Below are 23,538 nucleotides of genomic sequence, written 5' to 3'. Positions count from 1 at the left end.
GCGATTAATTAATTGCGATAAAGTAAATATGAAAGGGATTATTTTAACAAAGAGGATTATTTAATTTAATTAATATTCAATACAGAAAACAATTTTGTAATATTTACCGGCGGGGTTAATTTTATCGCGTTATTTTACAGAAAGCTTTGCATTATATTAGCTTATTAATAAGAAAGCTTAACCAATATTCCGGCATGAATGCAAAAATAAAAAAGGCTGCCCTGAGGCAGCCCTGATGAGAAGATGGATCCGGCTTACTGCGGCAGAACCGCTTTCACCGCATCGCCGATATCGGCCAGGCTGCGCACGGTTTTCACGCCGGCCGCTTCCAGCGCCGCGAACTTCTCGTCCGCCGTGCCTTTACCGCCTGCGATAATCGCGCCCGCGTGGCCCATACGCTTGCCTTTCGGCGCGGTAACACCTGCGATATAGCCGACAACCGGCTTGGTCACGTGCTCTTTAATAAAGGCGGCGGCTTCCTCTTCCGCACTACCGCCGATTTCGCCGATCATGACGATCGCTTCAGTCTGCGGATCGTCCTGGAACAGTTTCAGGATATCGATAAAGTTAGAGCCAGGGATCGGGTCGCCGCCGATGCCCACGCAGGTGGACTGGCCGTAACCGATATCGGTAGTCTGCTTCACGGCTTCATAGGTCAGCGTGCCGGAACGGGACACGATGCCGATACGGCCTGGCTTATGAATGTGGCCCGGCATGATGCCGATTTTGCATTCGCCTGGGGTGATGACGCCAGGGCAGTTCGGGCCAATCATACGCACGCCCGCTTCATCCAGCTTCACCTTCACGGTCAGCATATCCAGCGTCGGGATACCTTCGGTGATGGTGATAATCAGTTTGATGCCCGCGTCGATCGCTTCCAGGATGCCGTCTTTGCAGAACGGCGCCGGAACGTAAATTACGGAGGCGGTGGCGCCAGTAGCTTCTACCGCTTCACGCACGGTATTAAAAACCGGCAGGCCCAGATGCTCGGTGCCGCCTTTGCCTGGCGTTACGCCGCCAACCAGCTGGGTGCCGTAAGCCAGCGCCTGCTCGGAGTGGAAAGTGCCCTGTCCGCCGGTGAAGCCCTGGCAGATTACCTTGGTGTTTTTATCGATCAGAATGGACATTATTTACCCTCCGCTGCGGCAACAACGCGCTGCGCCGCGTCGCTCAGGCTGGTTGCTGCAATAATATTCAGGCCGCTGTCCGCCAGTTTCTGCGCGCCCAGCTCGGCATTGTTTCCTTCCAGACGCACCACGACCGGCACGTTAACACCCACTTCCGCTACCGCGCCGATGATGCCGTCAGCAATCAGGTCGCAGCGGACGATGCCGCCGAAGATGTTGACGAAGACGGCCTTCACCGCGTCGTCAGAAAGGATGATTTTGAACGCTTCGGTCACGCGCTCTTTGGTGGCGCCGCCGCCAACGTCCAGGAAGTTAGCCGGCTGGCCGCCGCTCAGCTTCACGATGTCCATGGTGCCCATCGCCAGGCCTGCGCCGTTAACCATACAGCCGATATTACCTTCCAGCGCCACGTAGTTCAGTTCCCACTGCGCAGCGTGCGCTTCGCGGGAGTCTTCCTGGCTTGGATCGCGCATTTCACGCAGCTCCGGCTGGCGGAACAGCGCGTTGCCGTCTGCGCCCAGCTTGCCGTCCAGGCAGATCAGATCGCCCTGCCTGGTGATCACCAGCGGGTTGATTTCGACCAGCGCCAGATCGCGCTCCAGGAACATGGTCGCCAGACCCATAAAGATTTTGGTGAACTGACCAACCTGTTTGCCGGTCAGGCCCAGTTTGAACGCCAGCTCGCGGCCCTGATAAGGCTGCGGGCCGGTTAACGGATCCAGCGCCATTTTGTGGATCAGATGCGGCGTCTCTTCCGCCACTTTTTCAATTTCCACGCCGCCTTCGGTCGAGGCCATAAAGACTACGCGACGGGTGCCGCGATCCACGACCGCGCCCAGGTAAAGTTCCTGATCGATGTCGGTTGCCGCTTCCACCAGGATTTGGTTGACCGGCTGACCGTTAGCGTCGGTCTGGTAAGTGGTCAGACGCTTGCCCAGCCAGTGCTCGGCAAATGCGCGGATCTCTTCTTTGCTTTTTACTACCTTCACGCCGCCCGCTTTACCACGGCCTCCGGCATGAACCTGACATTTCACGACCCACGGGCCAGCGCCAATTTTAGAAGCGGCTTCTTCTGCTTCGCGTGGAGTGGTGCAGGCATAGCCGACAGGTGCCGGTAAACCATACCGGCCAAACAGCTGTTTTGCCTGATATTCATGTAAGTTCATGTTGTTAATCCATCCAGTTCGGAAAAGACTTGGCCAAATCCGGCAGTATGCCAGCGCTTTGGCCACACATAGGGTTGAGCGCGGCTTTCACCGCGCCCGACAGGAATTAAACGTCCAGCAGCAGACGAGACGGATCTTCCAGCAGCTCTTTGATCGCGACCAGGAAGCTCACGGACTCTTTGCCGTCGATCAGGCGATGATCGTAAGAGAGCGCCAGATACATCATTGGCAGGATCACCACCTGACCATTGACCGCCATCGGACGATCTTTGATCGCGTGCATCCCCAGAATGGCACTCTGCGGTGGGTTGATGATCGGCGTGGACATCAGCGAGCCGAAGACGCCGCCGTTGGTAATGGTGAAGTTACCGCCGGTCAGTTCGTCTACGGTCAGCTTGCCGTCACGGCCTTTGATCGCCAGCTCTTTGATTTTTTTCTCGATATCCGCCATGCCCAGCGCATCGATATCTTTCAGCACCGGCGTAACCAGGCCGCGCGGCGTGGATACCGCGATGCTGACGTCGAAGTAGTTGTGGTAAACCACATCTTCGCCGTCGATAGAGGCGTTAACTTCCGGGAAGCGCTTCAGGGCTTCCACTACCGCTTTCAGGTAGAAGGACATAAAGCCCAGACGGATGCCGTGACGTTTTTCGAAGGCTTCGCCGTACTGCTTGCGCAGGTTCATGATCGGCTGCATGTTGACTTCGTTAAACGTGGTCAGCATCGCGGTGCTGTTTTTCGCTTCCAGCAGACGCTCGGCGATACGCTTACGCAGACGAGTCATCGGCACGCGTTTTTCGCTGCGGCCAGCCAGCGAAGGCGCGGCTTCAGCCGCTTTCGGCTCGGCGGCTTTGGCAGCTGGCGCTTTCGCCAGGTGTTTCTCTACGTCTTCACGGGTCAGACGTCCGCCCACGCCGGTGCCTTTGATCGCCGACGGCTCCAGACCGTGTTCGGCAATCAGGCGACGGATAGCCGGGCTGAGCGCGTCGTTGCTCTCTTCTTCCAGCGAGGCGCTCTGGCGCTGCGCCGGAGTAGACTCTTTCTCTTCCGTTTTGGCGGAGCTTTCTTTGCCGCCGCTGTTGCCTTCTTTCAGGCGACCCAGCGCCTGACGAGAAGTTACGGTGGCACCTTCGTCTTCCAGAATCGCTTCCAGCACGCCGTCGGCGGAAGCAGGCACTTCCAGCACCACTTTGTCGGTTTCGATTTCTACCAGCACTTCGTCACGGCTGACCGCGTCGCCAGGTTTTTTGTGCCAGGTCGCTACGGTGGCGTCGGCGACGGATTCAGGCAGGTCGGGAACGAGAATATCTACGCTACTCATTATTTTTCCTTTAATTAATTAACGTTCAGCGCGTCATTAACCAGATCTTGCTGCTGCTGCTGGTGAACGGACATATAGCCAACTGCCGGCGAGGCCGAAGCGGGACGACCGGCGTAACGTAATGAAGCACCAAACGGCACTACCTCACGGAAATGATGCTGGCTACAGTACCAGGCACCCTGATTCAGCGGCTCTTCCTGACACCAGACAAAATCATGCACGTGCGCGTACTGCTGGAGTTTTTCCTGCACCGCTTTGTGCGGGAACGGATAGAGCTGTTCAATGCGGACGATAGCCACGTCGGTCTGCTCGTTTTTACGCCGCTTTTCCAGCAGATCGTAATAGACTTTGCCGGAGCAGAGCACCACGCGCTTAACGCCTTTTGGATCGAGATCGTCGACTTCGCCAATCGCCGGCTGGAAGCTGCCGTTAGCCAGCTCTTCCAGCGAAGAGACCGCCAGCGGATGACGCAGCAGCGATTTCGGCGACATCACCACCAGCGGACGACGCATCCCGCGCAGCGCCTGACGACGCAGCATGTGGTAAACCTGCGCCGGCGTGGAAGGCACGCAAACCTGCATGTTCTGCTCGGCGCAGAGTTGCAGATAGCGTTCCAGACGCGCGGAGGAGTGCTCCGGCCCCTGCCCTTCATAGCCGTGCGGCAGCAGCATCACCAGACCGCACATGCGGCCCCATTTCTGCTCGCCGGAGCTGATGAACTGGTCGATAACCACCTGCGCGCCGTTGGCGAAGTCGCCGAACTGCGCTTCCCAGATAGTCAGCGTGCGCGGTTCCGCCGTGGCGTAACCATATTCAAACGCCAGCACCGCTTCTTCAGAGAGCACGGAATCCCAGACGCGGAACGTGCCCTGACCGTTATGGATATGCTGTAACGGCGTATAGGTAGAGCCGTTGGCCTGGTTATGGATCACCGCGTGACGATGGAAGAAGGTGCCGCGGCCCATATCTTCGCCGGACAGACGGCACGGAATGCCTTCGTCTACCAGCGTGGCGTAGGCCAGGTTTTCCGCTGCGCCCCAGTCAAATGGCTTCTCGCCTGCGGCCATCGCGGCGCGGTCGTTGTAGATCTTGGCCACGCGCGACTGCATTTCAATCGCTTCCGGCACGGTGCTGATGCGTTTGGCCAGCGCCTGCAGGCGTTTCAGATCCAGCGTCGCCGGATAGCTTTCGTCCCACTCGTGGTTCAGGTAAGGCGACCAGGTAAAGGAGTGCAGGCTCATCGGACGCCATTCCGGCACCACGCATTCACCGGCATCCAGCGCGTCGCGATAGAGATTGACCATCTCCGTCGCGTCTTCCAGGCTGGCGACCTGTTCCGCTTCCAGACGGTCGGCGTAAAGCTTACGCGGCGTCGGATGCTTTTTGATTTTCTGGTACATCACCGGCTGCGTTGCGCTTGGCTCGTCGGCTTCGTTGTGGCCGTGGCGGCGGTAGCAAACCAGATCGATAAAGACGTCGCGCTTGAAGGTGTTACGGAAATCAAGCGCCAGGCGGGTAACAAACGCCACCGCTTCCGGATCGTCAGCGTTGACGTGGAAGATCGGCGCCAGCACCATTTTACCGATGTCGGTACAGTACTGCGTGGAGCGCGCATCCTGCGGATTAGACGTGGTGAAACCAATCTGGTTGTTGATCACGATGCGCACGGTGCCGCCAACTTCATAGCCGCGTGCCTGCGACATGTTCAGGGTTTCCTGCACCACGCCCTGGCCGGTAACGGCCGCGTCGCCGTGGATGGTGATCGGCAGCACTTTGCTGCTGCGCGGCTCGTCCAGACGATCCAGACGGGCGCGAACCGATCCCATGACTACCGGGCTGACGATTTCCAGGTGCGACGGGTTAAACGCCAGCGCCAGATGCACCATGCCGCCTTCGGTTTCCACGTCGGACGAGAAGCCCATATGGTATTTCACGTCGCCGGTGCCGAGATGCTCTTTATGCTTGCCGGAGAACTCGTCGAACAGGTCCTGCGGCTTTTTGCCCAACACGTTGATCAGCACGTTCAGACGACCACGGTGCGCCATACCCAGCACCACTTCGCGCGTGCCGCTTTTGCCCGCGTGACGGATCATCTCGTTCAGCATCGGCACCAGCGCATCGCCGCCTTCCAGCGAGAAGCGTTTCGCGCCGGGGAATTTCGCGCCCAGATAGCGCTCCAGCCCTTCCGCAGCGGTCAGCTGTTTCAGAAAGCCTTTTTTCTCATCCGTAGAGAAAGAGGCCTGGCCCGCCACCGATTCAATGCGCTGCTGGATCCAGCGTTTCTCTTCGGTGTTGGTGATATGCATATATTCCGCGCCGATCGAGCCGCAGTAGGTTTGCTGCAGCAGGCTGAACAGATCGGCCAGCTTCATCGTATCTTTGCCGAAGGCGAAGGAACCTACGTTAAAGGTTTCCTGGAAATCGGCCTCGGTCAGATCGTGAAACGCGGGATCCAGATCCGGCACCGGCTCCTGTTTCCACAGGCCCAGCGGATCGAGATTGGCCTGCTGATGGCCACGGAAGCGGAAGGCGTTAATCAGCTGGAGCACCTTCACCTGCTTGGCGTTGGTGTCGGGATCGCTGACGGAAGAGGTATAGCGAGAGGCATCTTTCGCCAGACGCTTGAAATATTCGCGAGTGGTGGAGTGGAATTGCTCTGGCCTGACTCCGTGACCCGGAAGCTGCTGAAACAGCGTTTTCCAGGCCGCATCGACAGAGTCAGGATCGGTCAGATAGTCCTCATAGAGCTGCTCTATATAGGTCTGATTCGCGCCGGCCAGCCAGGAGGAGTCCAGCCAGGGTTTCATCGCGCTGTTCTGCATTGTGATCCCTTAAAGCATTACGCTTTTTTGTTGCCGTGATTATGTAACGGAACAGCTAAGCCCCGCGCCGCGTCAGCGGCTTGCCCTCGGCCGTGTTCCGCTTAAGCAAAACCCGGCCTGATAAAACGACCGGGAGCCAGGCTCCCGGACGGTCTGCGCTTAAGCGCTTCGCGCCAGCAGCATCGACTTGATATGGCCGATGGCGCGCGTCGGGTTCAGCCCTTTCGGACAAACGCTGACGCAGTTCATAATGCTGTGGCAGCGGAATACGCTGAACGCATCGTTAAGGTCATCCAGGCGTGCACCGGTTTCCGTATCGCGACTGTCGATCAGGAAACGGTAGGCCGCCAGCAGCCCCGCCGGCCCGATAAACTTGTCCGGGTTCCACCAGAACGACGGGCAGGAAGTGGAACAGCACGCACAAAGAATACATTCGTACAGGCCGTCCAGTTTTTCCCGCTGTTCCGGCTGCTGCAGGTGCTCGCGAGCCGGTGGATTTTGCCCATTATTCAACAGGTAAGGCTTAATTTTCTCATATTGAGTGTAGAACTGGCCCATGTCTACTACCAAATCGCGGATGACCGGCAATCCAGGCAGGGGACGGATCACAATTTTACGTTTTCCCGCGCCGAGCGCGGAAACCGGCGTAATGCAGGCCAGGCCGTTCTTACCGTTCATATTGATGCCGTCGGAGCCGCAGACGCCTTCGCGGCAGGAGCGACGGAAAGCCAGCGTCGGATCTTTCTCTTTCAGACGGATTAGCGCATCCAGCAGCATCATATCGCGCCCTTCTTCCGACTCCAGGCTGTAGTCCTGCATCCGCGGCGCGTCATCGACGTCCGGGTTATAACGATAAACTGAAAATTCGATTCTCATCATATGCTCCGCGAACTAGTAGGTACGGGCTTTCGGCGGGAAAGCCGCGCGCAGTTTCGGCTCCATGTTCACCTCACGGCGAGTCATGCTTTCGCTCTGCGGCAGATAGACGCTGTGGCACAGCCAGTTTGCGTCGTCACGTTCCGGGTAATCGAAGCGGCTGTGCGCGCCACGGCTTTCCGTACGGTAGTTGGCGGCAACCGCGGTGGCGTAAGCCGTTTCCATCAGGTTATCCAGCTCCAGACACTCAATACGCTGGGTATTGAAGTCAGGCGAACGGTCGTCCAGACGGGCGCTTTTCAGCCGCTCGCGCAGGACTTTCAGCTCTTCCAGACCTTTTGCCATCGCGTCGCCTTCGCGGAATACCGAGAAGTTGTTCTGCATGCAGGTTTGCAGCGCTTTACGCAGCTCGGCAGGATCTTCGCCGGTTTCGTTATTGTTCCAGCGGTTCAGGCGCGCCAGCGAGGCGTCGATCTCTTCGTCGGTAGCGTCCAGCAGCTCGCCCTGCTCCAGCATCGACTGCTGTAAATGCAGGCCAGCCGCGCGGCCAAATACCACCAGGTCCAGCAGCGAGTTGCCGCCGAGACGGTTAGAGCCGTGTACGGATACGCAGGCGATTTCGCCTACGGCAAACAGACCCGGCACCACGACGTCTTCGCCCTGCTCGTTCAGCGTTATCGCCTGGCCGGTCACTTTGGTCGGAATGCCGCCCATCATATAGTGGCAGGTCGGGATAACCGGGATAGGCTCTTTGACCGGATCGACGTGGGCAAAGGTGCGGGAAAGCTCCAGGATACCCGGCAGACGCGCTTCCAGCACATCTTTACCCAGATGATCGAGCTTCAGCTTGATATGCGGGCCCCACGGGCCTTCGCAGCCGCGGCCTTCGCGGATTTCGATCATCATCGAGCGGGCAACCACGTCGCGTCCGGCCAGATCTTTGGCGTTAGGCGCGTAGCGTTCCATAAAGCGCTCGCCGTGCTTGTTCAGCAGGTAGCCGCCTTCGCCGCGACAGCCTTCCGTCACCAGCACGCCCGCGCCAGCAATGCCGGTCGGGTGGAACTGCCACATTTCCATATCCTGCACCGGCACGCCGGCGCGCAGCGCCATGCCCACGCCGTCACCGGTATTGATGTGTGCGTTGGTGGTGGACTGATAGATACGGCCTGCGCCGCCGGTCGCCAGCACGGTGGCTTTTGCTTTAAAGTAGACGACTTCGCCATCTTCGATATTCAGTGCGGTACAGCCGACCACCGCGCCGTCGGCGTTTTTCACCAGATCCAGCGCATACCACTCGGAGAAGATGGTGGTCTTGTTTTTCAGGTTCTGCTGATAGAGCGTATGCAGCAGCGCGTGGCCGGTACGGTCAGCCGCTGCCGCGGTACGTGCCGCCTGCTCGCCGCCGAAATTTTTCGACTGGCCGCCGAACGGACGCTGATAGATACGGCCATCGTCCAGACGGGAGAACGGCAGGCCCATATGCTCCAGCTCCAGAATCGCTTCCGGGCCGGTTTTGCACATATATTCAATGGCGTCCTGGTCACCGATATAGTCGGAACCTTTCACCGTGTCGTACATATGCCATTCCCAGTTGTCTTCATGACTGTTGCCCAGCGCGACGGTAATACCGCCCTGCGCGGACACGGTGTGGGAACGGGTCGGGAATACTTTAGATAACAGGGCACAGGTCTGGCCCGATTGGGAAATTTGCAGTGCGGCACGCATACCTGCACCACCTGCGCCGACTACGACGGCATCAAATTCTCTGACTGGCAACTTCATTTTTTACACACCCCACACAACGACGGTTCCATAAATCGCATAGACAAACAGCACTACCACAATCGCCATCTGCAACAGCAGACGCGTCGCCAGATGTTTGATGTAGTCTGTCAGCACCTGCCACATCCCTATCCAGCCATGCATCAGAATGGAGAACAGCGTCAGCAGCGTGAACACTTTCGTTACGGAGGAGGCAAAAAAACCGCGCCAGATGTCGTAAGTCAGCGTGTCCGTCATTACGATAAAGCCGAGGATGTAAAGGATGTAGAGCGTCATCACAATAGATGTGGCGCGCACCAGCAGCCAGTCGTGAACGCCGTTGCGTCCTAATGCGGAAGCGTTGCTTAACATACGAGGACTCCAGCCAGAATTGAAAGCACGACGGTGATACCAAAGCAGATTTGCGCCGAACGCGTTCCCACCACCTGCGTCTCTGCCAGGTAGCCAAAATCCATTAACATATGACGTATCCCGCCGACGGTATGGTACGCCAGCGCGGTGAGAATGCCCCACATGATGAATTTAACGAAGAAGCTTTGCATAACGGCAGACGCCTGCAAAAAGCCTTCGGGCGACGACAGCGACAGGCCCAATAACCAAAGCAGTATGCCCAAGGCAACAAACGTAATGACGCCGGACACGCGGTGGAGAATGGACGCGATTGCGGTAACGGGAAACCGGATCGTTGAGAGATCCAGGTTGACAGGTCTTTGTTTTTTCACGGTTTTGCCCACAGAGCCTTTCTTATTTTGCTTCCTCCGGTCCTGAAGGTGACAGCCAAATACATAAGCATTCGGACTGTGAACCGGCACCAAAACAGCAACATCCAGTGTTAATTGTGGCGCTAAAACGCTGGGTGGCTCCTGGTGTCAGGTATTCCGGAGACCTGGCGGCAGTATAGGTCGATCACAATCTCATTACAATTCCCCTACAAACATCTTGGTGAAAAATAGATGGAACAGTGATCTCACTCACGTTTTTCACAAATTGTACAAATTTAATTATCTGATTTGACAAAACTTCAACATTTTTGTTACAAACTGAGCGCGAAAAGTTCTATGATGCACAAAAGTTATGGGGATACACTTTCCCCTAAGCACAAGTTATGTAACATTGGTGAGCTAAACTTATTAAGCATCAGGTTAACAAGTTACGACCATACCGAATCTTTAACAACTGCTAAACAAAGCCTGATTGTGCCCTTCCGGCCCATAGGCGCCGTCACTCTGTACCCTGCACGTAATAAGATGCCACAGAGTTGATACTGCTTACCCGCAGCGGTGGACATAACGGCGTTTCAGATGTCATAGATTCATCGACAAGGCGCTAAGGAGACTTAAATGGCTGATAAAAAAGCAACGCTTAACCTGCCCGGCGAAGACGCTATCGAACTCGACGTACTGAGCGGCACGCTAGGCCAGGAAGAGATCGATGTCCGTAGCCTCGGTTCTAAAGGTTATTTCACTTTTGACCCGGGCTTTACCTCCACCGCCTCTTGCGAATCCAAAATTACCTATATCGACGGCGACGAAGGCGTTCTGCTGCACCGTGGATACCCTATCGACCAGCTGGCGCTGCACTCTAACTACCTGGAAGTGTGCTATATCCTGCTGAATGGCGAAGCGCCAACCAAAGAGCAGTTTGAAGAGTTCAGCACTATCGTTACCCGCCACACCATGATCCACGAGCAGATCCACCATCTGTTCCGTGGCTTCCGTCGTGATTCCCATCCGATGGCGGTCATGTGCGGCGTAACCGGCGCGCTGGCGGCTTTCTATCACGATGCGATGGACGTGAATATCGAGCGTCACCGCGAAATCGCCGCTTTCCGTCTGCTGTCGAAAATGCCGACCGTGGCCGCCATGTGCTACAAGTATTCCATCGGCCAGCCGTTCGTCTATCCGCGCAACGACCTTTCCTATGCCGGTAACTTCCTGAACATGATGTTCTCTACGCCTTGCGAAGAGTACGTGGTCAACCCGGTGCTGGAACGCGCCATGGATCGTATTCTGATCCTGCACGCGGATCACGAACAGAACGCCTCCACTTCTACCGTGCGTACAGCTGGTTCTTCCGGCGCTAACCCGTTCGCCTGTATCGCTGCGGGCATCGCTTCCCTGTGGGGACCGGCGCACGGCGGCGCCAACGAAGCCTGCCTGCGTATGCTGGAAGAGATCAAAACGGTTGAGCATATCCCGGAATTCCTGCGTCGTGCGAAAGACAAGAACGACTCTTTCCGCCTGATGGGCTTCGGCCATCGCGTGTATAAGAACTACGATCCGCGCGCCACGGTGATGCGTGAAACCTGTCACGAAGTGCTGAAAGAGCTGGGCATGAAGGACGACCTGCTGGAAGTGGCCATGGAGCTGGAGCATATTGCGCTGAACGACCCGTACTTTATCGAGCGCAAACTCTATCCGAACGTCGATTTCTATTCAGGCCTGATCCTGAAAGCGATGGGTATCCCATCCTCTATGTTTACCGTTATCTTCGCCATGGCGCGTACGGTCGGCTGGATCGCCCACTGGAAAGAGATGCACGACGACGGCATTAAAATTGCCCGTCCGCGTCAGCTTTACACCGGCTACGATCAGCGCGATTTTAACTCGTTGACCAAATAAGGCTAACGTTGCTATGAGAAGCGCCGCAATGCGGCGCTTTTTTTATGTCTGACAGCCCGGACACCAGTAAAAAGGCCGTGAAGAGAGCGAGGTTTTCTCAATGATGCCACCGCAGCGCTCGCACGGTTTGCCCGCCCGATGAAAAACTTTAAAGCTGAACAGCGCGCCATGATGCTTGTTTTCTTTTGCCACGCCACGCGTCTGGTAAGAAAGCCGGGGGATGGCCAGCAGCGCTTCCGCCAGCGTGTCCAGCTGCGCCTCGTCTAAATCCTGTGCCTTATGCTGCGGCGCCAGACCGGCGTGCCAGAGGATCTCTACCCGCAGATAGTTGCCTAAACCCGCCAGGAAAGCCTGATCCAGCAGCAGGCCGCTGAACTGGCGCCGCCGGAAGCGCGGTGACAGCAGGCGCGCCTTGACCTCTTCCACCGTCAGCGTCATATCCAGCACGTCCGGGCCGACGCGCAGCAAAAAAGGATGGGCGGCCAGCGTATCCTGCGTCAGCAGTTCAATATCAGAGGCGCTATACAGCAGCAGCGTTTTATCTTCTGCCGCCAGCTTCACGCGCAGCACCCGATTGCTTTGCGGCTCGGTGCCGCTTTTAATCACGCGCCAGACGCCGTAAAGCTGGTTATGGCTGTAGAGGATCAATCCGTTGGAGAAATGCGTCAGTATCGCTTTGCCGCGCGTTTCGATCGCCTCTACCCTTTCGCCAATCAGCGAGGATTCGTAGGTTTTCAGTTGGGGAAAAGCAAACCAGACGTCGGTCAGCGTTTTACCCTTGATGGCTTTTTCCAGCTTGTCCGCCGCGCGGCGGATCTCAGGCCCTTCCGGCATGGTGCCTCCTTGTTATTGTGTGGCGCCGCCTTCCAGCTTTTTGTCCTCTTCCACGGTCAGCGCGATGCTCAGCGCCATCTCCAGCGCCAGCACCACCGTCTGAAGCGGCATACTGGCCGCGCCCGGATGCCTTACCGCCTGCTGCGGCAAATACGGCACGTGGATAAACCCACCGCGACCGCCCTGCTGCGCCTGGCGATGCAGCAAACCGTAAAGCACATGATTGCAAACGAAAGTCCCGGCCGTTTGGGATACCGCCGCGGGGATATCCGCCTCGCGGATACCTTCGACGATCGCCTTAATCGGCAGCGTGGCGAAATAAGCGGCCGGGCCGTCCGCAACGATGCGTTCATCAATCGGCTGTCTGCCCGCATTATCGGGAATGCGCGCGTCGTCAATATTAATTGCCACGCGCTCGACCGTGATATTGGGCCGCCCGTTCGCCTGGCCGACCACGATCACCAGCTCCGGCTCCAGCTCATCCATCGCGTCGTTTAATACCTGAAGCGATTCACCAAATACGCAAGGCAGCTGTTTCGCCACCACGTGCGCGCCGCAGATCATTCTTTCATGCAGCTGGCTGACCGCTTCCCAGGAGGCGTTGACCAGCTCGCCCTCGAATGGCTCAAACGCCGCCATTAATACTGTTTTCATTGCCGCCTCACCGAAACATCAGAAACCAGAGAAGAAAAATATTGGTTATTAACAATAGCACGCCGGTCGGTATCTGAGCCTTGATCACCGCATTACGATCGGGCAGCTCCAACAGCCGGGCGGGTACGATATTGAAGTTGGCGGCCATTGGCGTCATCAGCGAGCCGCAATAGCCGGAGAACATGCCGATCGCCGCCATCACGGCCGGGTTGCCGTGGTGCTGCAAGACCAGGATCGGGATGCCGATACCGGCAGTGACGATAGGGAAAGCCGCAAAGGCGTTGCCCATAATCATGGTCAGCAGCGCCATGCCTGTAGCGTAGGCCGCTACGGCGATAAAACGGTTGTCCACGGCAAGGTAAGTTTCCGTCAGATGCGCAATCGCCGTGCCCACCCCGGCGGTAGTAAACAGCAGGCCCAGCGTGGCGAGGATCTGCGGCAGAATAAAGGCCCAGCCGATAGCATCAAGCAGGCGGCGCGCTTCCTGTACGGACTGCGCGGGCGCTTCATGCGTCATTTTCAGCGCGATCAGCCAGCCCACCACGCAGCCAACCATCATAGAGAAAAGCGTGACCAGCGTGGCCTGATTGCCTTCCCCAAACAGCGCCACCCGTGCGCCCGGCAAATTATTAAACAGCAGCACGCCGACAACCGTAACCACCGGGATGGCCAGCGCAGGCAGAAACAGCCGGTTGCGCAGGCGTTTGGCGCTCGCCTCGCGCTCCTGATGGCTGCGCTGATGGTAGGAGCCCAGCTTTACGCCGCCCAGACCGGCAATCAGCGCCATAATCACCACCACCACGCCGATAGCAATATGGAGCGAACGCGCTCCGAACCATGCCGATGCCCCGTCGCTGACCAGAAAAACCAGGCCGTAGAGCGCCCAGAACAGGCCGGTAGTCAGACGACGCGGATTAGCTTTGTCTCGCCAGGACATCACGGCGACCACCAGCAGGATCAAACCCGCCAGCCAGTAAAGATACTGTTGCTGAAACATCAGCGCCCTCCTTTGGCTTTCTGCGCCTGCGCATTCAGCGCGGCAAGCTCTGCCGCCAGGGTTTTATCCAGGCGACGCAGGCGAAAGGCGTGGATCAGAAAAGCGCAAACGGCGGTCGGGATGCCCCAGAGCGCTATCTGTAGCGGATCGGTCTGGATGCCCGCCGACTGCTGCATAAAATTATGCATAAAGATGATGGCGCCAAAAGCGACAAAGATATCCTCGCCGAAAAACAGCCCGACGTTATCGGTCGCCGCCGCCATAGCGCGCAGGCGATGACGCACTTCCGGCGGCAGCTCGCCGTAACGATTTTCGGTAGCGCCTTCCGCCATCGGCGCCAGCAGAGGACGCACCATTTGCGGATGGCCGCCCAGGCTGGTCAGCCCCATCGCCGCCGTCAGCTCACGCACCAGCAGGTAGACAATAAGCAATCTTCCCGCCGTAGCGCTTTTGATCTGCGCAATCCAGGCCTGGGCGCGCTCTTTCAGCCCGTGGCGCTCCAGCAGGCCTATCACCACTAAAGGCAACAGCAGGATCAGCGGCAGGTTGCGGGTATTGAGAAAGCCAGAGCCCAGTTTTTCCAGAATATCGCCGATCGGCATTTTTGCCGCCAGCCCGGTGATTAAACCGGCGACCAGCACCACCAGCACCGGGTTAAAGCGCAGTAGAAAACCAACCACGATGGCAGCGATGCCGGCCAGCGGCCAGAGATTAACGACAGGATCCATTTATCCTCCTGATAAAGGCTGAAGCTTCCCGCTGCGTGCAGGAGCAATAAGGGAGACGGCCAGGCAAGTGGGCCGTCCGTAGCGATACGTCAGCCGTAGCTGACTGCAATATCTCGTGCGGCGAAAGCCTCACGGAGCTGGCGGGCAAAGGCCAGCGCATGGGCACCGTCGCCGTGCAGGCATACGGTTTCCGCATTGACGCTGACCCATTCGCCGCTGACGGCCCGCACTTTCGCCCGCTGCACCATCGCGAGCGTTTGTGCAATAGCCTGCTCGTCGCTCTCTATCAGCGCGCCGGGCTGCGAGCGAGGCACCAGCGAACCGTCCGCCTGGTAGCCGCGATCGGCAAAAACCTCCTCTCTGGTGGTCAGGCCCGCTGATTTAGCGGCGCGAACAGATTCGCTGCCCGCCAACCCCACCAGGATCAGGTGCGGATCGGCAGCCCTGACCGCCTGCGCGATAGCTTCCGCCAGCGAGGCGTCCTCAGCGGCCTGGTTGTAAAGCATCCCGTGCGGCTTCACATGCGTCACCTTGCCGCCTTCGCTGCGGGCAATAGCCTGGAGCGCGCCAATCTGATAAAGCGTCTGCGCATAAATCGTTTCAGCAGGCAGTGCCATACGCGTGCGGCCAAAGTTTTCGCGATCGGGAAAGCCGGGATGCGCCCCAATCGCCACGCCATACTCCAGCGCCCAGCGCACGCACTGCCGCATGGTTTCCGCGTCGCCCGCGTGAAAACCACAGGCGATATTGGCCGAGGAAACCAGCTGTAATAAGGCGCGATCGTTGCCGCAGCCCTCACCCAAATCGGCGTTTAAATCAATTTTCATGCGCTAATCCCCATGCCATTTGTTCCAGTACCCGATCGCGCTCGCGCTTCGCCTGCAGCGCTTCTTCCAGTGTGCAGTGCACAAAATGGATCGGCTCGCCCAGACGGATCTGCGCCAGATGATAGAGATCGGCTTCAATCACGCAGGCGATACGCGGGTAGCCGCCGGTGGTTTGCGCATCCGCCATCAGCACAATCGGCTGGCCGTTAGGCGGCACCTGCACCACGCCGGGGATCAGCCCGTGCGACAGCATATCGCGCCCGGCTTCGCGCACCAGCGCGCGACCCTGTAAGCGATAGCCCATACGGTTGCTCTGCGGGCTGAGCTGCCAGCCCGTCCGCCAGAACAGCTCCCGGCTTTCGCGGCTGAATTCGTGGTATTCCGGGCCGGCCATCGCGCGAACGCGGTTGCCAAACAGCAGCTGGCGCACGCCCGCCGGTTTGCTGAATGTGCGCGCGGGTTCGCCCAGCGGCAGCCTGTCGCCGTCTTCAATCTGCCGTCCCGCAAAGCCGCCCAGGCCCGTTTTCAAATCGGTGCTGCAGGAACCGAGCACGGGCACGGCGGCAAAACCGCCAGCCAGCGCCAGGTAGCTGCGCATCCCGCGCTGCGGCATTTTCAACGTCAGGCGCGATCCTTTGCGTACGGCGAGGCGCCAGCCCGTCCACACCGGTTTGCCGTCCAGCTCGGCGCTACAGCCCGCGCCCGTCAGCGCCATCCAGCCGTCCCGGGTAAACTCCGCGCAGAACTGGCCGAGCGTAATTTCCAGCACCGGGCTGTTCTGCTCATTGCCGACCAGCAGGTTGGCCGTCGCCATTGCCGGATAGTCCAGCGCGCCGCCGCTGCTGACGCCGAACTGACGCCAGCCGATACGGCCTGCGTCCTGTAAGGTGGTACTCATGCCAGCCCGAATAATATTCAGCACAGGCCCTCCTTTTGCGGAATAAAGCGTACCTGGTCGCCGGGACGTAAAAGCGTCGGCGGCTGCTGTTCAGGCGTAAACAGAGCGATACTCGTCTGGCCAATTAGCTGCCAGCCGCCCGGCGCGGCAAGCGGATAAACGCCCGTCTGGCTACCGCCGATGCCCACGGATCCGGCCGGCACCTTCAGGCGCGGCTCCGCCCGCCGGGGCGTATGCAGCCGCTCGTCCAGGCCCGCCAGGTAAGGGAAACCGGGCTGGAAGCCGATAAAATAAACGGTATAGCGCCCCGCCGCGTGGGCTTCCACCACCTGCTGCGGCGTCAGTCCGCTTTGACGCGCCACCTCGTCCAGATCCGGCCCTGCTGCGCCGCCGTAGATAACGGGAATGGCGATATCCCGCGTTTCCAGCACCAGCGCTTCGCTTGTTTCCCACCAGCCCTGGAGCCACTCGATGGCGTCCAGCGCGTGCTGTTGCGGGTTGCTTAAAATCACCGTGATATTGTTCATGCCGGGAATGACTTCCGTGACTTCCGGCCGGCCGGTCAGACGCGCTGACAGGCCCCAGATACGCTGCTGGCTGCTGAGAGAGACAGGGGGTTCCAGCTCAAGCACTACCGCGCGCTCACCTGAAAGGTAACAACGTGCTCGTTGCAAAACACTCTCCCGGCCCGTTGATAAGGCCACCGTTTTCCAGAAAGAAGAAATAGTTATGCGGAAATGTCAGAGAAGTGTCAATAATCGATTAGCCAGGCGCGACACAGTGGCTACTATTACGGTTTCTGCATAAAGGAGGTAGCGATGAGCACGACATTCAAAATTCATTACGAACATCAGGCCGAAGGCCATCTGCATTCCGAAGAAGTGCTGTTGGAAAGCGAGGGCGAACCGACAGAGGCAGCCGTACAGGACGCGGTGCGCCAGGATATTGCGAAGCATCACGGCGCGGCAGAGTTTACGGTGATCTCAGTCGCACCCTACCCTTAATCGAACGTTGAGGTTAACAGGCGGCCACCGGCACCGCCTGTCTGCTGTCAGGCGGGGTTGTCGATATCGATAAAGGTGACGTCCAGGCCATGCTGTGCCGCCAGCCATTCACCCAGCGCCTTGATACCGCCGCGCTCGGTAGCATGATGTCCGGCCGCAAAAAAGTGCAGGCCCTGCTCGCGCGCGCTGTGAATGGTTTGCTCGGAAACCTCGCCGGAGATAAACGCGTCCACGCCGAACGCCGCTGCCGCGTCGATAAAACCCTGGCCGCCGCCGGAGCACCACGCCACTTTACGGATCAGCGCAGGCGCATTATCGCCGCAGTGCAGCGGGTCGCGATGCAGGGTCTGGCCAATGCGTGCGGCAAGCTGCTCGCCCGTCAGCGGCTCCTGCAGCTCGCCCCAGAACACCAGCGGCATCACTTCGCCTTTGACCTCAATCCCAAACAGTTTCGCCAGCTGCGCGTTATTGCCCAGCTCGGGATGCGCGTCCAGCGGCAGATGCCAGCCGTAAAGGTTAATATCGTTCGCCAGCAGCGTTTTCAGCCGGTTGCGCTTCATGCCCTTAATCACCGGCGCTTCGCTTTTCCAGAAATAGCCGTGATGCACCAGCACCGCGTCCGCCTGTAAACGTACGGCCTCATCCAGTAGCGCCTGACAGGCGGTCACGCCGGTAACGATTTTCTGTACCTGCTCGCGCCCTTCTACCTGAAGACCGTTCGGCGCATAGTCGCTGAAGCTCGCGGTATTCAGCTGCTGGTTAACGATGTTTTCTAATTCACTGTTTTGCATAGGGCGTACACTCTTTTGCCGTTCTCAATGCGGCTACTTTAGCAGAGGGCGGCAAAACGCGCGGCTATTTCCTTGCCGCCTCGTAGGCCGCCAGCGCACGTTTGCGGGCCTCTTTGTGGTCAACGATGGGGTGAGGATAATCGAGCTGAACGCCGTTTTTCCGCGCCCATTCATGCGGCTGGTGAATATGCTGAACGGGCACCGCCTTCAGTTCCGGTAGCCATTGCCGAATGAATTCGCCTTTTTTATCAAAACGTTCGCCCTGCGTAGTAGGATTGAAGATGCGAAAGTAAGGCGCCGCGTCGTTGCCGCTGGAAGCGGCCCACTGCCAGCCGCCATTGTTCGCCGCCAGATCGCCATCGATCAGCTGCGACATAAAATAGCGTTCGCCGATCCGCCAGTCGATCAGCAGATCTTTAATCAGGAAGCTGGCGGTAATCATCCGCAGGCGATTGTGCATCCAGCCAAGACTGTTCAGCTGCCGCATAGCGGCATCCACTATCGGATAACCGGTTTTGCCCTGCTGCCAGGCGGCCAGCTGGTCATCATTGCGCTGCCATTGCACCTTTTTTGTCCAGCTGATAAAGGGCTGATGTTTGCAGAGCGCGGGCCAGGCGACAATCAGGTGCCGGTAGAACTCGCGCCAGATAAGCTCGTTAAACCAGCTGAATATTTTGTCGTTTTCTAACGCGTCGGGATGCTCGCGCAGCAGGCGATGCAGGCACTGGCGCGGCGACAGCACCCCGGTAACCAGATAAACGGACAGGCGGCTTGTGCCGTCAATGGCCGGCGTGTCTCGCCTGGCCGCATACTCCGCGACCGGCTGCTGACAGAACTCGCGCAGACGTTGGATAGCCGTTTTCTCCCCTACGGGAAAAAGGTCGGTATTAAAATCTTCCTGCGGATAATCAAATGGTTCCAGAGCGGGTAGTTTTTCCAGCGGCGCCTGAGCGCGCGGTTTGGGCGCGGGCGCGCATTCCGGCATCCCTTCATGCAGTCGGCGAACAAAAGCTTTGCTGAATGGCGTAAAGACTTTAAACATTTCCCGATTGCCTGTCAGCACGCTGCCGGGCGGCAGCAGACCGTCATCGAAGCCCTGCACAACTATATCCAGCTCGCTCAGTTCGCGTTCCGCTTGCGCATCGCGCTGGCGCTCGTCGACTTCGTGCTGATAGTTATAAAACAGGCTGTCGACATGATGCTCACGGCAGAAATCTTTCAGCGCTTCAACGGAGGCGGAAAAATCATCGCGCTGTAAATAGTGCAGCGGGATGCCTTTTTCTGCCAAAGCGCCCTGGACATCGTGCAGGCTTTGATAAATAAAAGCGGCCTGCTTCGGTGACATATCATGCGATTGCCACTGTTTTGGCGTGGCAATATAGAGGACGAGCACTTCTGCATTGACCTCGCTGCAGGCTGCATAAAGCGCGTAATTATCGTGGATGCGCAGATCGTTGCGCATCCAGACCAGATGGGTGGCCATAGCTTTCCCTGTAATTAATGGCCGTAACGCAGGCGAAGCGCTTCCGGATAAGGCTCAAAATAGCGTTGCTGGGTAAGGTAAGGATCGGGATATTCCGACATATAGTGTTTGAGCAGCGTCATCGGTGCCAGCAGCGGTTGTAAGCCCTGACGATAGTGATCGATCAGCGAGGTCAGCTCCTCGCGCTGTTTGGCGTTCAGCTGCGGTCGGAAATAGCCCTGTACGTGCATCATCACATTAGTGTGGTTGCCGCGCGTGGCTTTATGCTTCAGCAGATCCATCAGGCGCTGACGATACTCAAAAGCAAAGGCTTCCAGTGAAGGCCACTGCTCAATAGCCGCCACAAAGCGACCAATCTCGCGATATTCCGGCTGTGAATGCGCCAGCAGCGTTAGCTTATAGCGGCTGTGAAAGGCAATAAGCTTGCCGCGCGTCAGGCCGCTGCGCCACAGCTGGTTAAATTCATGCAGCGTGTAAATGCGCTCAACAAAGTTCTCGCGCAGCACGGGATCGTGCAGCCTGCCGTCTTCTTCGACCGGCAGCCACGGCATTTGCTTCATCAGTTCACGCGTAAAGATGCCAACGCCTTCTTTACGGTTGTTGTTATTTTCTGGCTGGTAGACGCGCACCCGCTCCATGCCGCAGCTGGGCGATTTGGCGCAGACGATGTAGCCGCAAAGGTGATGCAGGCTGGCGATTTTTTTCTCGGAAAAGCTTTGCATTTCCTGGGTCAGCGGATCGCCTTTCCCGTTGCTGAAGCAAAGCTCAACGCTATTTTCGGCCGTTTCGGTCAGGCGCAGGGCCGGACGCGGCGTGGGCAGACCAATCGCCATTTCCGGGCAAACCGGTTCATAACGCATAAAAGGCGCCAGATCTTCGGCGGCAAAGGCGCAACGTTTGTGGCCGCCATCAAAGCGGACACTGTCGCCAAGCAGGCAGGCGCTGATGCCTACCGGAATTTTCTCACTCATACCTTTCTCCCCTTCGCTACTTTCATCATTAAGTGTAGCGGTTAAATCTGTACAAGACAAAATAAGTTGTACAACTTTATGGAAAGAATTGCTACCGGTGATTTATCGAAAAAAGGCTGGCCCACGAAAAACCTTACGGAACAAGGCAAAGCGGCAGGAAGAAAAGAAAAATGCCCCTAAAACGGGGCATTAACAGCGGTCTGAGGGCGGTGGAAAGATAAGAAGCATGCCCCGAAACCGGAGCATTAAGTAAAATCTAAAGCAAGAGGATAAAGCGGCGTTAAAGCGTGCGGGCGCGATTAATAAAAATCGGCAGCGGCCCTTTCCGCCTGCGCCAGCCACACGGGCTGCGTACTGGTTTTGCACCAGCAGCGATGCAGGTAGCTGTAAAAGCGCGAGCGGTCGCGATAAAAAAGCATAAAAGGCAACGCGACAACACCGACCGCAAGCGTTGCCAGCCGACGCAGTAGAAGATGAGGTAGCGAGTATTGATGATAGAGATTCATACGCCCTCCGGAAAAGTAAAAGCCTGGCTAAAATAATACCGATCTGGCGATATATTTACCACTCATCCGACCAGATTAAATTAAAAATTATCCGGGCAAAGGCAATAAGTTAAATTAAAGTTAATTTAAATTAAATAAATAACAACTGCGTTACATTGCATCTGTTTAAATATGGCCATAACCACCGCCCCGCGCCGTTGCAGCAAGCCTGTAGCCGCATGGCCACTGCCTGAAGGGGTTTAAGCAGTTTTGTACAGGGTAAATGCATTATTGTTCAACTGTTTAAGCTTGATGCTGTTTTATCACTGCGCCCTGTTTGTTGCAGCCACTCCCGGAACAGACGGCTTGGGTATACGAATAAGGGAAGTTCACAGCTTTAAAATCGGCTGAATTATTCGGGACATGCTGAAACAGGCAAAATTGGAATATAAAAAAGGCGCTAATAAATTAGCGCCTTTTATTTTCAGCCCTGATATCAGGCGTTTTTCAGTACTTCGCTAACAATTTCTACCGCTTCTTTTTCAATCTTCTCGCGGTGCTCGGCACCCAGGAAGCTTTCGCAATAGATTTTGTAGGCGTCTTCCGTACCGGACGGACGCGCTGCGAACCAGCCGTTCTCGGTCATCACCTTCAGGCCACCGATTGATGCGCCGTTGCCTGGCGCCGCCGTCAGGCGAGCGGTGATAGGATCGCCCGCCAGCGTATCGGCGCTGACCATTTCCGGCGACAGCTTCGACAGCGCCGCTTTTTGCGCGGAGGTCGCAGAAGCCTGCAGACGGTTATAGCTTGGTGCGCCAAAGCGCTCCGCCAGCTCGTTATAGTGCTGCTGCGGATTTTTACCGGTCACAGCGGTGATCTCGGCGGCCAGCAGGCACATGATGATACCGTCTTTGTCCGTTGACCAAGGCGTACCGTCAAAACGCAGGAAGGAAGCGCCCGCGCTCTCTTCGCCGCCGAAGCCGAAACTGCCGTCGAACAGGCCGTCAACGAACCATTTGAACCCTACCGGCACTTCCACCAGCTTACGGCCGATGTCGTTGACCACGCGGTCGATCATCGCGCTGGAGACCAGCGTTTTGCCGACGGCAACCTCTTTGCCCCACTGCGGACGGTGCTGGAACAGATAGTTAATAGCAACGGCCAGGTAATGGTTAGGGTTCATCAGGCCCGCAGGCGTAACGATGCCGTGGCGGTCATAGTCCGGGTCGTTGGCAAACGCCAGATCGAACTTATCACGCAGCGCCAGCAGGCCCGCCATCGCGCTTTCGGATGAGCAGTCCATACGGATCACGCCGTCTTTATCCAGGTGCATAAAGCGGAACGTCTGGTCGACCGAATCGTTAACGATAGTCAGATCCAGATTGTAATATTCCGCGATACGCTGCCAGTAGGCGATGCCGGAGCCGCCAAGCGGATCGACGCCGATTTTCAGGCCCGCTTTCTGAATAGCCGGAATATCGATGATCTGCGCCAGACCTTCGATATAAGGCTGGATCAGATCTTTTTCCTGCAGATGGCCGCTTGCCCAGGCTTCGTCCAGCGCCATGCGCTTAACATCTTTCAGGCCGTCTTTAATCAGCTGGTTAGCGCGATCTTCCACCACTTTAGTGACGTTAGTATCGGCCGGGCCACCGTTTGGCGGATTGTATTTGATGCCGCCATCTTCCGGCGGGTTGTGCGAAGGCGTGATAACGATGCCGTCAGCCTGCGCGCCGCCCGCCTTGTTATGCTCAAGGATAGCGTTAGAGATGGCAGGCGTCGGCGTGTAGCCGTTGTCCTGCTGTACAATCACATCCACGCCGTTCGCCGCCAGCACTTCCAGTACGGAAATAATCGCCGGTTCGGACAGCGCGTGCGTATCTTTACCCACGTAGCAAGGGCCGGTAACGCCGTTCTTTTTGCGCTCTTCCGCAATCGCCTGCGCGATAGCCAGAATGTGCGTCTCGTTGAAGCTCTGTCGGCCTGCGCTACCGCGATGGCCGGACGTGCCGAATTTCACCGCGTGTTCCGCGTTGCCTGTTTCCGGCTGCAGGACGTAATACTGCGAGGTCAATTGTGCAACGTTAATCAAATCGCTCTGCTGTGCTGGCTGCCCGGCACGGGGGTGACTGGCCATTGGCGCTTCTCCCT

General features: G+C 57.5%; 22 protein-coding genes. 2 read left to right on the top strand and 20 right to left on the bottom strand.

Features of this window, described 5'->3' with window-relative positions; all coding sequences use genetic code 11:
* Nucleotides 1–254 precede the first annotated feature (254 nt).
* The 8 genes from sucD to sdhC form a co-directional block, all read right to left on the bottom strand.
* The gene (gene sucD, locus QCD69_RS19095) at nucleotides 255–1,127 is read right to left on the bottom strand and encodes a succinate--CoA ligase subunit alpha (protein WP_125288610.1); all 873 of its coding nucleotides are present in this window, start codon (nucleotides 1,125–1,127) and stop codon (nucleotides 255–257) included.
* Entirely contained in the window at nucleotides 1,127–2,293 is a 1,167-nt protein-coding gene (sucC, locus tag QCD69_RS19090; protein WP_301253167.1) for an ADP-forming succinate--CoA ligase subunit beta, read from the bottom strand. Before sucC ends, sucD begins: the two co-directional genes overlap by 1 nt.
* A gap of 106 nt (nucleotides 2,294–2,399) precedes the next feature.
* Nucleotides 2,400–3,614 (bottom strand): 2-oxoglutarate dehydrogenase complex dihydrolipoyllysine-residue succinyltransferase, encoded by a 1,215-nt coding sequence (gene odhB / locus QCD69_RS19085; protein WP_253454877.1) that lies wholly within the window; start codon nucleotides 3,612–3,614, stop codon nucleotides 2,400–2,402.
* Nucleotides 3,615–3,628: 14 nt separating this feature from the next.
* Nucleotides 3,629–6,436 (bottom strand): 2-oxoglutarate dehydrogenase E1 component, encoded by a 2,808-nt coding sequence (gene sucA, locus QCD69_RS19080; protein WP_253454878.1) that lies wholly within the window; start codon nucleotides 6,434–6,436, stop codon nucleotides 3,629–3,631.
* Nucleotides 6,437–6,595: 159 nt separating this feature from the next.
* Nucleotides 6,596–7,312 carry a succinate dehydrogenase iron-sulfur subunit gene (locus QCD69_RS19075; RefSeq protein ID WP_253454879.1) on the bottom strand — a complete coding sequence of 239 codons (717 nt, stop codon included), beginning with the start codon at nucleotides 7,310–7,312 and terminating at the stop codon, nucleotides 6,596–6,598.
* A 15-nt stretch (nucleotides 7,313–7,327) separates the two neighbouring features.
* The gene (gene sdhA / locus QCD69_RS19070; RefSeq protein WP_253454880.1) at nucleotides 7,328–9,094 is read right to left on the bottom strand and encodes a succinate dehydrogenase flavoprotein subunit; all 1,767 of its coding nucleotides are present in this window, start codon (nucleotides 9,092–9,094) and stop codon (nucleotides 7,328–7,330) included.
* A 3-nt stretch (nucleotides 9,095–9,097) separates the two neighbouring features.
* Complete coding sequence (gene sdhD / locus QCD69_RS19065; RefSeq protein WP_125288605.1) at nucleotides 9,098–9,445, bottom strand: succinate dehydrogenase membrane anchor subunit; 348 nt, start codon at nucleotides 9,443–9,445, stop codon at nucleotides 9,098–9,100.
* Nucleotides 9,439–9,828 (bottom strand): succinate dehydrogenase cytochrome b556 subunit, encoded by a 390-nt coding sequence (gene sdhC, locus QCD69_RS19060; RefSeq protein ID WP_253454881.1) that lies wholly within the window; start codon nucleotides 9,826–9,828, stop codon nucleotides 9,439–9,441. The genes sdhD and sdhC overlap by 7 nt, the downstream gene beginning before the upstream one ends.
* A 606-nt stretch (nucleotides 9,829–10,434) precedes the next feature.
* Between sdhC and QCD69_RS19055 the strand changes: the two genes are divergently transcribed.
* Complete coding sequence (locus tag QCD69_RS19055; protein WP_253454882.1) at nucleotides 10,435–11,715, top strand: citrate synthase; 1,281 nt, start codon at nucleotides 10,435–10,437, stop codon at nucleotides 11,713–11,715.
* 42 nt (nucleotides 11,716–11,757) lie between these two features.
* On the opposite strand, the gene nei is transcribed toward QCD69_RS19055, so the two are convergent.
* The 7 genes from nei to pxpB form a co-directional block, all read right to left on the bottom strand.
* Nucleotides 11,758–12,549: an endonuclease VIII gene (gene nei, locus QCD69_RS19050; RefSeq protein WP_301253164.1), complete on the bottom strand. Its 792-nt coding sequence runs from the start codon at nucleotides 12,547–12,549 to the stop codon at nucleotides 11,758–11,760.
* A gap of 12 nt (nucleotides 12,550–12,561) precedes the next feature.
* A complete protein-coding gene (gene pcp / locus QCD69_RS19045; protein WP_253454884.1) occupies nucleotides 12,562–13,203 on the bottom strand; it encodes a pyroglutamyl-peptidase I in 642 nt (213 codons plus the stop codon).
* A 7-nt stretch (nucleotides 13,204–13,210) separates the two neighbouring features.
* The gene (locus tag QCD69_RS19040) at nucleotides 13,211–14,203 is read right to left on the bottom strand and encodes a DUF979 domain-containing protein (protein ID WP_301253179.1); all 993 of its coding nucleotides are present in this window, start codon (nucleotides 14,201–14,203) and stop codon (nucleotides 13,211–13,213) included.
* On the bottom strand, nucleotides 14,200–14,928 hold the full coding sequence (locus QCD69_RS19035) for a DUF969 domain-containing protein (RefSeq protein WP_253454885.1): 729 nt from the start codon (nucleotides 14,926–14,928) through the stop codon (nucleotides 14,200–14,202). The genes QCD69_RS19040 and QCD69_RS19035 overlap by 4 nt, the downstream gene beginning before the upstream one ends.
* An 89-nt stretch (nucleotides 14,929–15,017) precedes the next feature.
* Complete coding sequence (gene pxpA / locus QCD69_RS19030; RefSeq protein ID WP_301253161.1) at nucleotides 15,018–15,755, bottom strand: 5-oxoprolinase subunit PxpA; 738 nt, start codon at nucleotides 15,753–15,755, stop codon at nucleotides 15,018–15,020.
* Nucleotides 15,745–16,677: a 5-oxoprolinase subunit PxpC gene (gene pxpC, locus QCD69_RS19025; RefSeq protein WP_253454887.1), complete on the bottom strand. Its 933-nt coding sequence runs from the start codon at nucleotides 16,675–16,677 to the stop codon at nucleotides 15,745–15,747. Before pxpC ends, pxpA begins: the two co-directional genes overlap by 11 nt.
* Nucleotides 16,671–17,327 (bottom strand): 5-oxoprolinase subunit PxpB, encoded by a 657-nt coding sequence (gene pxpB / locus QCD69_RS19020; protein ID WP_253454888.1) that lies wholly within the window; start codon nucleotides 17,325–17,327, stop codon nucleotides 16,671–16,673. Before pxpB ends, pxpC begins: the two co-directional genes overlap by 7 nt.
* Before the next feature lie 144 nt (nucleotides 17,328–17,471).
* On the opposite strand from pxpB, the gene QCD69_RS19015 reads away from it, so the two are divergent.
* On the top strand, nucleotides 17,472–17,657 hold the full coding sequence (locus QCD69_RS19015) for a hypothetical protein (RefSeq protein ID WP_301253160.1): 186 nt from the start codon (nucleotides 17,472–17,474) through the stop codon (nucleotides 17,655–17,657).
* A 47-nt stretch (nucleotides 17,658–17,704) separates the two neighbouring features.
* Here the strand turns inward: QCD69_RS19015 and QCD69_RS19010 are convergent, their stop codons facing one another.
* From QCD69_RS19010 to pgm, 5 genes are all read right to left on the bottom strand, one after another.
* Entirely contained in the window at nucleotides 17,705–18,448 is a 744-nt protein-coding gene (locus QCD69_RS19010) for a type 2 GTP cyclohydrolase I (protein WP_301253158.1), read from the bottom strand.
* A gap of 64 nt (nucleotides 18,449–18,512) precedes the next feature.
* The gene (gene phrB / locus QCD69_RS19005) at nucleotides 18,513–19,931 is read right to left on the bottom strand and encodes a deoxyribodipyrimidine photo-lyase (protein WP_301253156.1); all 1,419 of its coding nucleotides are present in this window, start codon (nucleotides 19,929–19,931) and stop codon (nucleotides 18,513–18,515) included.
* 14 nt (nucleotides 19,932–19,945) lie between these two features.
* Nucleotides 19,946–20,902, bottom strand: coding sequence for a YbgA family protein (locus QCD69_RS19000; protein ID WP_253454892.1), 957 nt, complete (start codon nucleotides 20,900–20,902; stop codon nucleotides 19,946–19,948).
* Between the two features lie 299 nt (nucleotides 20,903–21,201).
* On the bottom strand, nucleotides 21,202–21,408 hold the full coding sequence (locus tag QCD69_RS18995) for a DUF2517 family protein (RefSeq protein WP_253454893.1): 207 nt from the start codon (nucleotides 21,406–21,408) through the stop codon (nucleotides 21,202–21,204).
* 475 nt (nucleotides 21,409–21,883) lie between these two features.
* The gene (pgm, locus tag QCD69_RS18990; RefSeq protein ID WP_253454894.1) at nucleotides 21,884–23,524 is read right to left on the bottom strand and encodes a phosphoglucomutase (alpha-D-glucose-1,6-bisphosphate-dependent); all 1,641 of its coding nucleotides are present in this window, start codon (nucleotides 23,522–23,524) and stop codon (nucleotides 21,884–21,886) included.
* Nucleotides 23,525–23,538 lie beyond the last annotated feature (14 nt).

The sequence above is a fragment of the Erwinia sp. PsM31 genome, assembly GCF_030433775.1.
GTDB classification, from domain to species: domain Bacteria; phylum Pseudomonadota; class Gammaproteobacteria; order Enterobacterales; family Enterobacteriaceae; genus Erwinia; species Erwinia aeris.
The sequence above is the reverse complement of the archived record's forward strand: the minus strand, read 5'-3'. Positions and strand labels throughout refer to the sequence as shown.